This is a genomic window from Mycetohabitans sp. B2 (genome assembly GCF_021733735.1).
GTDB classification, from domain to species: Bacteria; Pseudomonadota; Gammaproteobacteria; order Burkholderiales; family Burkholderiaceae; genus Mycetohabitans; species Mycetohabitans rhizoxinica.
The window spans coordinates 71820-81540 of record NZ_JAHKSP010000003.1 but is presented as its reverse complement, the minus strand read 5'-3'; the positions used below and the strand labels follow the sequence as shown (position 1 = coordinate 81540).

At 62.2% G+C, this 9721-nt stretch carries 10 protein-coding genes and 1 pseudogene; 8 read left to right on the top strand and 3 right to left on the bottom strand.

All coding sequences use genetic code 11. The annotated features are described in order from the left end of the window. Nucleotides 1–449: 449 nt before the first annotated feature. The 8 genes from paaA to KPG66_RS01045 all read left to right on the top strand — a co-directional run bounded on the left by paaA (nucleotide 450) and on the right by KPG66_RS01045 (nucleotide 6834). Entirely contained in the window at nucleotides 450–1448 is a 999-nt protein-coding gene (gene paaA, locus KPG66_RS01080) for a 1,2-phenylacetyl-CoA epoxidase subunit PaaA (protein WP_013434060.1), read from the top strand. A 31-nt stretch (nucleotides 1449–1479) separates the two neighbouring features. Further along, nucleotides 1480–1764, top strand: a complete 285-nt coding sequence (gene paaB, locus KPG66_RS01075; RefSeq protein ID WP_013434059.1) for a 1,2-phenylacetyl-CoA epoxidase subunit PaaB — start codon at nucleotides 1480–1482, stop codon at nucleotides 1762–1764. Between the two features lie 20 nt (nucleotides 1765–1784). Next, nucleotides 1785–2585, top strand: coding sequence for a 1,2-phenylacetyl-CoA epoxidase subunit PaaC (paaC, locus tag KPG66_RS01070; protein WP_013434058.1), 801 nt, complete (start codon nucleotides 1785–1787; stop codon nucleotides 2583–2585). A gap of 73 nt (nucleotides 2586–2658) precedes the next feature. Then, entirely contained in the window at nucleotides 2659–3201 is a 543-nt protein-coding gene (gene paaD / locus KPG66_RS01065; RefSeq protein ID WP_237069763.1) for a 1,2-phenylacetyl-CoA epoxidase subunit PaaD, read from the top strand. A 1-nt stretch (nucleotide 3202) separates the two neighbouring features. Further along, nucleotides 3203–4291, top strand: coding sequence for a 1,2-phenylacetyl-CoA epoxidase subunit PaaE (gene paaE, locus KPG66_RS01060; protein ID WP_237069762.1), 1089 nt, complete (start codon nucleotides 3203–3205; stop codon nucleotides 4289–4291). Nucleotides 4292–4467: 176 nt separating this feature from the next. Then, on the top strand, nucleotides 4468–5256 hold the full coding sequence (locus tag KPG66_RS01055) for a DUF1835 domain-containing protein (protein ID WP_237069761.1): 789 nt from the start codon (nucleotides 4468–4470) through the stop codon (nucleotides 5254–5256). 55 nt (nucleotides 5257–5311) lie between these two features. Continuing rightward, nucleotides 5312–5926, top strand: a complete 615-nt coding sequence (locus KPG66_RS01050) for a TetR/AcrR family transcriptional regulator (protein ID WP_237069760.1) — start codon at nucleotides 5312–5314, stop codon at nucleotides 5924–5926. A 242-nt stretch (nucleotides 5927–6168) separates the two neighbouring features. Continuing rightward, entirely contained in the window at nucleotides 6169–6834 is a 666-nt protein-coding gene (locus KPG66_RS01045) for a GNAT family N-acetyltransferase (RefSeq protein ID WP_442929388.1), read from the top strand. A gap of 116 nt (nucleotides 6835–6950) precedes the next feature. Here KPG66_RS01045 and KPG66_RS17695 read toward each other — a convergent pair. The 3 genes and pseudogenes from KPG66_RS17695 to KPG66_RS01035 form a co-directional block, all read right to left on the bottom strand. Beyond that, nucleotides 6951–7062: pseudogene (locus KPG66_RS17695) on the bottom strand (Lrp/AsnC ligand binding domain-containing protein); the annotation flags it as partial. A 29-nt stretch (nucleotides 7063–7091) separates the two neighbouring features. Beyond that, entirely contained in the window at nucleotides 7092–7268 is a 177-nt protein-coding gene (locus tag KPG66_RS01040; RefSeq protein ID WP_013434051.1) for a hypothetical protein, read from the bottom strand. Nucleotides 7269–7383: 115 nt separating this feature from the next. Then, nucleotides 7384–9654 (bottom strand): NADP-dependent malic enzyme, encoded by a 2271-nt coding sequence (locus KPG66_RS01035; protein WP_237069759.1) that lies wholly within the window; start codon nucleotides 9652–9654, stop codon nucleotides 7384–7386. Nucleotides 9655–9721: the final 67 nt, after the last annotated feature.

Sequence of the window (9721 nt, the reverse complement as noted above, 5' to 3'; positions counted from 1 at the left end):
TTACTTGTTAAAGAGCATCGCGCCCACCGTGCCTCAGCCTGCCCGGCTTCAGCCCCTGCGGCGCGTCGCTGCATCAGCAGCAGAGAAACGAGATTATGACCACAATCTTGCGAAGCGTCAACAACTTTTTTACCACCCCGGTGCGATGCTGGCCGCCTCACACCCCGTTGTCTGCCCCGCCCGCTGCGTTTGCCCCTTCAGCGGCCTCACTGCATGCAGCGAGGGGTCGAATCATAGGCCAATGACGCGTCCACCGCAAGGGCCCCGCAGACATTTTTTTAGCCAACACGTTTTGTCACCCGACCCGCTCCCCCCCTAGCACGACCGATACGCCACCGCCACCGCCACCGCCAACGCCCCAGCCAGCAGCAGATTCACCCGGATTAAAAATTATTAACCGACCGGTCGGTAGGTTTATACTGCATGAAGAATCCTGATGGAGGCTTCTTATGTATACGCAATCGCTCGACTTGCCGGGCAACGCCGTGCTGGCCGACAACCCCGTTGCCAGCATAGAGCAGCAGCGCTTTGACGCGCGCATCGCCGCGGACGACAAGATTGAGCCGCAAGACTGGATGCCTGACGCCTATCGCAAGACGCTAGTGCGGCAAATTTCGCAGCACGCGCACTCCGAAATCGTCGGCATGTTGCCCGAGAGCAACTGGATCAGTCGCGCTCCGAGCTTGAAACGCAAGGCGATCCTGCTGGCCAAGGTGCAGGACGAGGGTGGGCATGGGCTGTACCTGTACAGCGCCGCGGAAACGCTGGGCGTGTCGCGCGATCAGATGCTCGATGCGCTGCACAGCGGCCGTGCGAAGTATTCGAGCATTTTTAACTACCCCACGCCGAGTTGGGCCGACGTCGGCGTGGTCGGGTGGCTAGTCGATGGCGCTGCAATCATGAACCAGATCCCGCTGTGTCGCTGCACGTATGGCCCTTATGCGCGCGCGATGATCCGCATCTGCAAGGAAGAGTCTTTCCACCAACGCCAAGGCTTTGATGCGTTGCTGGCCATGATGCAGGGCACCGCAGCACAGCGCGAGATGGTGCAGCAGGCCGTGGACCGCTGGTGGTGGCCAGTGCTAATGATGTTCGGCCCGAGCGACAAGGACTCGGTGCACAGTAACCAGTCCACCCGATGGGGAATCAAGCGCATATCGAACGACGACCTTCGGCAAAAATTTGTCGACGCGATCGTCGCGCAGGCCAAGGTCCTCGGCGTCACGTTGCCCGATCCAGACTTGAAATGGAATGAGGCGCGCGGCCACTACGACTATGGCGCGGTGGACTGGGAAGAGTTTTGGCGCGTGGTCAAAGGTGACGGCCCCTGCAACCGTGAGCGGCTAGCCACGCGCGTGAAGGCGCATGAGGACGGCGCCTGGGTACGCGAGGCGGCGCTAGCGTACGAGGCCAAGCAGGCTCGGCGCAACGAACAGAAAGCGGCGTAGTGGTGCGCCAGCACGAATCGAGGAGGAACCCATGAGCAAGGAATGGCCGATTTGGGAAGTGTTTGTACGCAGCAAACAGGGGCTGGACCACAAACATTGTGGCAGCCTGCATGCGGCGGACGCACAAATGGCGCTGCGCATGGCGCGTGACGTCTACACGCGCCGACAGGAAGGCGTGAGCATCTGGGTCGTACCGGCCGCGGCAATTACCGCGTCGGCGCCCCAGGAAAAGTCTGAACTGTTCGATCCGGCCGGCGACAAGATCTACCGTCATCCGACCTTCTATCAGTTGCCGGACGAAGTCAACCACATGTAAAGCCAGGACGGACCACGCCCATGCCGACGCAACACCATCTGGCGTATGTACTACGCCTCGCGGACAACGCCCTGATTCTCGGCCAGCGCAATGCCGAATGGACCGGGCATGGCCCGGTCCTCGAAGAGGATATCGCGCTGGCCAATATCAGTCTGGACCTAATCGGCCAGGCCCGGCTGCTCTATACGCACGCCGGCTCATTGGAGGCCGCGCTCACTGGCCAGGCGCGCGACGAGGACGACTATGCGTTCTTCCGTGAGGAGCGCCAGTTCTGCAATTACACGATGCTCGAGCTGCCGCACGCCGGCCCGTATTGCGGTACTGTGCGCGCCGACCGGGACTATGCGGTAACGATCGTGCGCAATTTCCTGTATTCGACGCTGATGCTACTCGTCTGGGATGCGCTGCTGCATTCAAGCGATGCCGATTTGACCGCGATCGCCGCCAAATCGCTCAAGGAAACGCGATACCACGTGCACCACGCGCGCGACTGGCTGGTACGGCTCGGCGACGGCACGGACGAATCGCATCGCCGCACGCAGGCCGCAGTCGACTTCCTGATGCCGTATACGAGCGAGTTTTTCTCCGTTGACGAACTCGAGCAGTCCATCGCGGCACAGGGCATCGGCCCGCTAAACGCGACGCTGCAGCCGGACTGGGCGGAGCACGTCCGGGCGGCGCTCGACGAAGCCACGCTTGCGTGGCCGACCACGGGTCAATATGTGACAACTGGCAAGCTGGGCAAGCACTCCGAGCACATGGGATATCTGCTGGCGGAAATGCAGAGCCTGGCCCGCCAGCACCCCGGCGCCCGCTGGTAGGACGGTGCGGGCCGCTCCCGGCCCCACCCACACCAGCATTGACGTCCGGCTTCCGAATTCGACAGAGAAACGCATGCCAGACAGTTCGACCAACACTTCACTCGTTGCCCGCGCGTGGGCAGCGCTGGACGCGGTACCGGACCCGGAAATCCCGGTTGTGTCGATTCGCGAACTCGGCATTCTTCGCGACGTACGGCAGGCCCCGGACGGCGTTATTGAAGCGGTGATCACGCCAACCTACTCGGGTTGCCCGGCAATGGCGCAGATCGCCGAGGACATCGGCGCGGCGCTGGATGGCGCGGGGCTCGCGCCGCACCGTGTCGTCAGTGTGCTCGCGCCTGCGTGGACCACCGACTGGATCACCGACGGCGCGCGCCAGAAGCTGCGCCACTACGGGATCGCACCGCCGTCACAGACGTGCACGACGCAGGGAACGCAAGCGCCGCAACCGGTCAGGCTGGTGTCGCGCAACGAGCGCGAGCACACGCAGCCCGTCTGCCCACGTTGCGGCTCGCCGAACACCGAGCGACTGTCGCAGTTTGGGTCAACCGCGTGCAAGGCACTGTACCGCTGTATTACCTGCCGCGAACCTTTCGATTACTTCAAACCGTATTAATATGGCCACTGTGCAATTTCATTCGCTGCGTATCCGCGAAGTGCGCGCCGAAACGCCAGACGCAGTCTCGGTCGCTTTTGAGGTCCCTGTCGAACTGCGCGACGCGTACCGGTTCACGCAGGGGCAGTTCGTCACGCTCAAGGCCCATATCGACGGCGAGGAAACGCGCCGCTCATACTCGATCTGCGTCGGCGTCACCGACTACGAGCGGGACGGTGAATTGCGCATCGGCATCAAGCGGGTGCGCGGCGGCCGCTTCTCGAATTTTGCGTTCGACACACTGCAACCGGGACACACAATCGATGTAATGACGCCCGATGGCCGCTTTTTTACGCATTTGAATGCCGACCATCACAAACAGTATCTCGCGTTTGCGGGAGGTTCGGGCATCACACCGGTGCTGGCCATTATCAAGACGACATTGGATGTCGAGCCGCGCAGCACTTTTACGCTGATCTACGGCAATCGCAGCGTCGACGCAATCATGTTCGCCGAGGAATTGGAAGACCTGAAGAATCGGTATATGAACCGGCTAATCCTGTATCACGTGCTGTCGGACGATGTGCAAGATGTCGAGCTGTTCAATGGCGTGCTGGACCGGGCCAAGTGCGACGCCTTCCTGCAGTCGCTGGTGCCGGCCGAATCGATCGACGAAGCCTTTATCTGCGGACCGGCGCCGATGATGGATGCCGCCGAGGACGCCTTGAGAGCCGCCGGGGTGCCGCAACAGCTCATCCATGTGGAGCGCTTCGGCACGCCACTGCCACAAGCCGGCGTACCACCGGTCGAGATAACGGAAAACACGCCTGCGGCGGATCTGGAAATCGTGCTCGACGGCAAGCGCCGCAAGCTGCGCCTGCCATACGAGGGCATGAGCCTGCTCGATGTTGGACTGCGCGCGGGGCTCGCGCTGCCGTACGCGTGCAAGGGTGGCGTGTGCTGCACGTGCCGCGCCAAGGTGCTCGACGGAGAAGTCCGGATGGAGAAAAACTACACGCTCGAACCCCAGGAAGTGGAGGCCGGCTTTGTCCTCACCTGTCAATGCCATCCGGTCAGCGAACGCGTGGTCGTCAGCTACGATGAACGCTGAGCCGTGCACCGCGCTGCCGGCCGTCATCATTCGCTGCACCGCCGGCCACGATCCGGAACGATCGCTTACACTAGCGCCTGTTCACGTATAGCCCGGCTCGCGCAGCGGACTGGCGGCATGCCGGGAACCGCGCAGCGCGGGCCCGCTTACCGCTTGTCCGTCAGCGGGCAATCTCCATGACAACGATCCATATTACCAACGGGGATGTGGCGGCCACCTCGCTTCGTGCAGCGCTGGCCAGTGCGCAACGCAACGAGGAAGTACTCGCGTTGCGTGACGATCTCGCGTTTGGCCCAATCCGGGCTGTCGACAGCGACGTGCATGAACGCGCGGCGTTTTGGCAGCAGGTCCTCGACGAACAGGACCGGGATGTCGCGTCCGAACTGAACGAGCAGAACGCCGCGTTGGCACGTCTCGTCGAATCGGCGATGAATATCGTCGTCTGGCACGCGCAAAGCGCGTCGGACCAACTGATGCTGCGTCGGGTTGCATGGTATCTGCGCACCCAACCGCAACGGCTTAACGAAGTGGCCCTCGGCGCACGTGAGTTGCCACGCGAGACTGCACCGCGTGCCGACGGCGCGAGCGCAATCGGCATGTTCGGCGCCGACGCGCTGGCCACGCGCATCCGAAAGGCCGCGCCGATCTCGGTGTTGCGGATCGGGCGGCTTGCGCTGGAGTGGCAGGACGTGCGGCGGCTCAATGGCGACGTGCGATGCTGGCGCGAGAACCGCTTCGTGACCGGCACCTATGCGCCGATCGACGACGCATGGTTGCAGCATACCGATGATCGATGGCAAATGGCGACCCACGTTGCCGCCCAGGTCATGAAAGGCGACTTCGGCGCCTGCGTGACCGATGCGATCGCGTTGTGGCGTTGCAAGGAACTGGCCACGGCCGGCCGCCTCGCGCTCAGCGGCGAGGCGCGTCGACAGTGGCGTGATGTGCAAGTGCGACGGCCGTAGGCCGACGACATGCCTGCCACACTGACCGGACAGATCCTCAACAGAATTGCCCCCCATGGCCCGCACCCGAGCTCCCGATCATGAAAGCCAGCGCGAGCAGATCTTGAATCTGGCCGCTGAGAAATTCGCGCAGACCAGCTACCCGAGCACGTCGATGGCAGACCTGGCCGCGGCCAGCGGCACGTCGAAAGCACGCCTATACCATTATTACGAGAGCAAGGAGGCCATCCTGTTCGATTTACTGGACCGGTACACAAAGCGGCTGATGCTGATCATCGCCGAGGTCGAGGGTGCCAGCCAAAGACGGGAATTGAACGAGCAGCAAACCTTCGCGGAGTTGATCCGCGCCTTCCTCGCCGAGTATGAGACGTCGCACACGCGGCACGTCGCGCTGCTCAACGACGTCAAGTATTTGGTGCAAACGCAGCGCGAAATCATCCTAGACCGGCAACGCGACATTGTTGCCGCGTTTGCGCGCCAACTGGCTCGCGCCTATCCGCAGCGCGTGACCCAATCCAACCAGATGGCGCTCACCATGATGGTATTTGGCATGATCAACTGGACCTTCACGTGGCTCAAGCCGGGCGGCAAGATGACCTACGCGGACTTCGCGGACGAGGTCATCGCCGTGCTTGAGCGCGGACTGGTCGCGCCGCCGCACGTTGCGTAGTGATAAACCCTGCCCAGACCACGACGATTGGCCCGGCGTTGCGCAAGCGCAACAGCGCCCGCAACGGCCTATCCTACGTCGTTTTTATGTTCCTTAATGTCGGTTTTAGAATATTAATTCAAGCTCAACCTAGGGTTTTCCCGAAGAAAACTAGGGGGTTTCCTGTAGAATGCATATTGCACTGCATCAGAAGCTGATGCGAGATGGGCAGGCGGTAAGCCCGCCGCCCGCAGGAGAACCCGATGAAAGCGTTGAATCCGGCCCCTGGCCCGATGACGGTGCATGATCCGCGCAGCGCGTCACCGAAAGCGGCGCTCGTGCGTGAGTTGTCATCACGCGATCGAGCCCAGCTGCATGCACACTTCCTGTCGCTGAACGACGACGATCGGCTACTGCGGTTTGGACAAAGGGTTCCCGATCATGTGGTCAAACACTACGTGGACGGCATCGACTTTTCCTGCGATACGGTATTCGGCGTCTTCGATGATAACCTCGAGTTGGTCGGTGTCGGTCATCTGGCCTATGTGCCTGGCGACAGCGACAAGCGTACCGCGGAGTTCGGCGTGTCGGTGCTTAAGCGCGCCCGCGGCCGCGGCATCGGCACGCAACTGTTTGAGCGCGCCGCGATGCATGGCCGGAATACCCGCGTGACGACGCTATATATGCATTGCCTTTCACGCAATTCGACGATGATGCACATCGCGAAAAAGGCCGGCATGATAATCGAATACGCGTACGGGGAAGCCGACGCATACCTGACGCTGCCGCCAGCGGACCCCTCCAGCCTCATGGCCGAACTGCTGCAGGAGCAAGCGGCGATGTTCGACTACGCGATGAAGCGCCAGGCGCGGCGTGCGTCTCAGCTATTCGATGTCTTCCGCGCGGTGCCTGCCGGGCTAGCCGCTTGATACGCCGTTGATACCCCCTTGGCGCGCCCGCCGCGCGCCGCACCGATAGTGTGAGGCTGGACGGACGCGTCAACCCATCGCCGTAGCGGCAGTCGCGGCATGGCCTGAGCGACGCAAACCAATTGATTTTGGACAAACCGCGAAAAGTGCGCCATGTCCTGCCTGGATGCACACTGGGAGCAGATAGTCCATGTCACCGGCCATGGCATAGCACACTACAACCTCGGGCTACGACTGGACCGCGGCACGCAAGGCTGTCACCGGCGTCGCGGTGTTGGCCGGCTGGCGTGGCACACACCACCAGTCGGTGCGTGCGCACGCGGATCATCGTCCGCCCCGCCTTCCAATCCGCTCCGCTTTTCCAGCCGCACATTCACGCACAGCAGTAAGCCCAGCCTCAATGCGCCGGGATTGAGCAATGCGGCGATCTGCATATTACCCCCTCCTCCACCCGGCGAGGCTTGATTTCGGGTCTCGCCCAGTGGGTTGGCGCAGGATAACCTTTAAGCGGTGCCCGGCAACGCGGCTACGCCGCGCAGACGGGCGCGCTTAACCAACGCGTGCGTTGGCCGATGCCACCGCAGTCATGTTGATAATGCGGCGCACGGTGGATGCCGGCGTCAAGATGTGCACGGGCTTCGCCGTGCCGAGCAGGAACGGCCCGACCGTCACGCCCTCCCCGCCGATCATCTTCAGCAGGTTGTACGTGATGTTGGCCGCCTCGACGTTCGGCATGATCAGTAGATTCGCCTCGCCGCTGAGTGTAGTGCCGGGCATCGCCTGCTTGCGGATCACCTCGGACAGCGCCGCATCGCCGTGCATTTCGCCATCGACTTCCAGATGCGCGGCACGCTCGGCAATCAGCGCACGGGCTTGGGCCATGCGCTGCGAGGAAGCCGTCGGCACGCTGCCAAAGTTCGAATTCGACAGCAATGCGATCTTCGGCACGATGCCAAATTTCTCGACCTCGCGCGCCGCCAAGATCGCCATGTCGGCAAGTTGCTCCGCGCTCGGCACTTCGTTCACGTAGGTATCGCAGATGAACAGATTGCGGCCGGGCAACATCAGCAAGTTCATCGCCGCATAGTGCTGCGCGTCGCTGGCGCGGCCCAGCACTTGATCAATGTACTTCAGATGGCTATGGAACGATTCGATCAAGCCGCACACCATACCGTCGGCATCGCCGAGCCGCACCAGCATGGCGCCGATCAATGTGTTCGACTTGCGCATCGCGGCCTTGGCCACTTCGGGCGTCACGCCCATGCGCGCCCCAAGCTCGTGATAGTCCTGCCAGCACCGGTGATAGCGCGGATCGTCTTCCGGATCGACGATCTCGAAGTCTTGGCCGGCGCGCAGCTTCGAGCCCATCTTCTTCAAACGCATCTCGACCACGGCCGGACGTCCGACGATGATCGGCTTGGCGATGCGCTCGGTCAACACGAATTGCGCGGCGCGCAGCACGCGCTCGTCCTCGCCCTCGGCGAACACGATCCGTGCGTTGGACGCCTTGGCTGCGGCGAATACGGGCCGCATCACCATGCCGGTGCGGTACACCGTCGTGGCAAGCTGCTCCCGATAGGCTTGCATGTCGACAATCGGCCGCGTCGCGACGCATGAATCCATCGCCGCCTGCGCAACAGCTGGTGCAATCTTGATGATCAGTCGCGGATCGAACGGCTTCGGGATCAGATACTCAGGACCGAATTCGAGTGTGTGGCCCTCGTACGCCTTGGCCACCTCGTCGCCCTGGTCACTCTCCTCGGCCAACTCCGCAATCGCGCGCACGCAGGCGAGCTTCATCTCTTCGGTGATCGTAGTCGCCCCCACGTCGAGCGCGCCGCGGAAGATGAACGGGAAACATAGGACGTTATTAACCTGATTCGGATAGTCGGAGCGGCCCGTGGCGATAATGCAATCGGGCCGAACCTTCTTAGCCTCCTCCGGCCGGATCTCCGGCTCCGGATTGGCCAGCGCCAGAATCAATGGCTTACCGGCCATCTCCCGGACCATTTCCGGTTTCAGCACGCCAGCGCTCGAGCAGCCGAGGAACACATCGGCGCCTTTGATCGCGTCAGCTAGCGTGCGCGCATCGGTGTGCGCCGCATAGCGTTGCTTGGACGGATCGAGATGGCCGCGTCCCTCATAGATTACGCCCTTGGAGTCGGCCACGAGAATGTTGTCCTTGCTCAGGCCGAGCTTGACCAGCAGGTCCAGGCACGCAATTGCCGCCGCGCCCGCGCCCGAGGCGACCAGCTTCACCTCGGCGATGTGCTTGCCGACGACCTTCAGGCCGTTCAGGATCGCCGCCGACGCAATGATCGCCGTGCCATGCTGATCGTCGTGGAACACCGGGATCTTCATCCGCTCGCGCAGCTTCTGCTCGATATAGAAGCACTCCGGCGCCTTGATATCCTCCAGATTGATGCCGCCTAGGGTCGGCTCGAGCATCGCGATCGCCTCGACCAGCTTGTCCGGATCAGATTCCGCAAGCTCGATGTCGAACACGTCAATACCGGCGAATTTTTTGAACAAGCAACCCTTGCCCTCCATCACCGGCTTAGCGGCCAACGGCCCGATATTGCCAAGCCCCAGTACCGCCGTGCCGTTCGTGACGACGCCGACCAAATTGCCGCGCGACGTGTACTTCTGCGCATCGAGCGGCTCGGCATGGATCGCCTCGCACGCGGCCGCGACGCCCGGAGAATAGGCGAGTGACAGGTCGAGCTGGTTCGACAGCGGCTTGGTCGGGGTGACCGAAATCTTGCCGGGCTTTGGATTCTGATGATAGGCCAGAGCGCTTTGCTTCAGTTGTTCGTCCATGGTGCGACGTGTATGTAAATAGAAATTGGATATGGCGGGGGCGATAAGTGTACACCCCATGAACTGC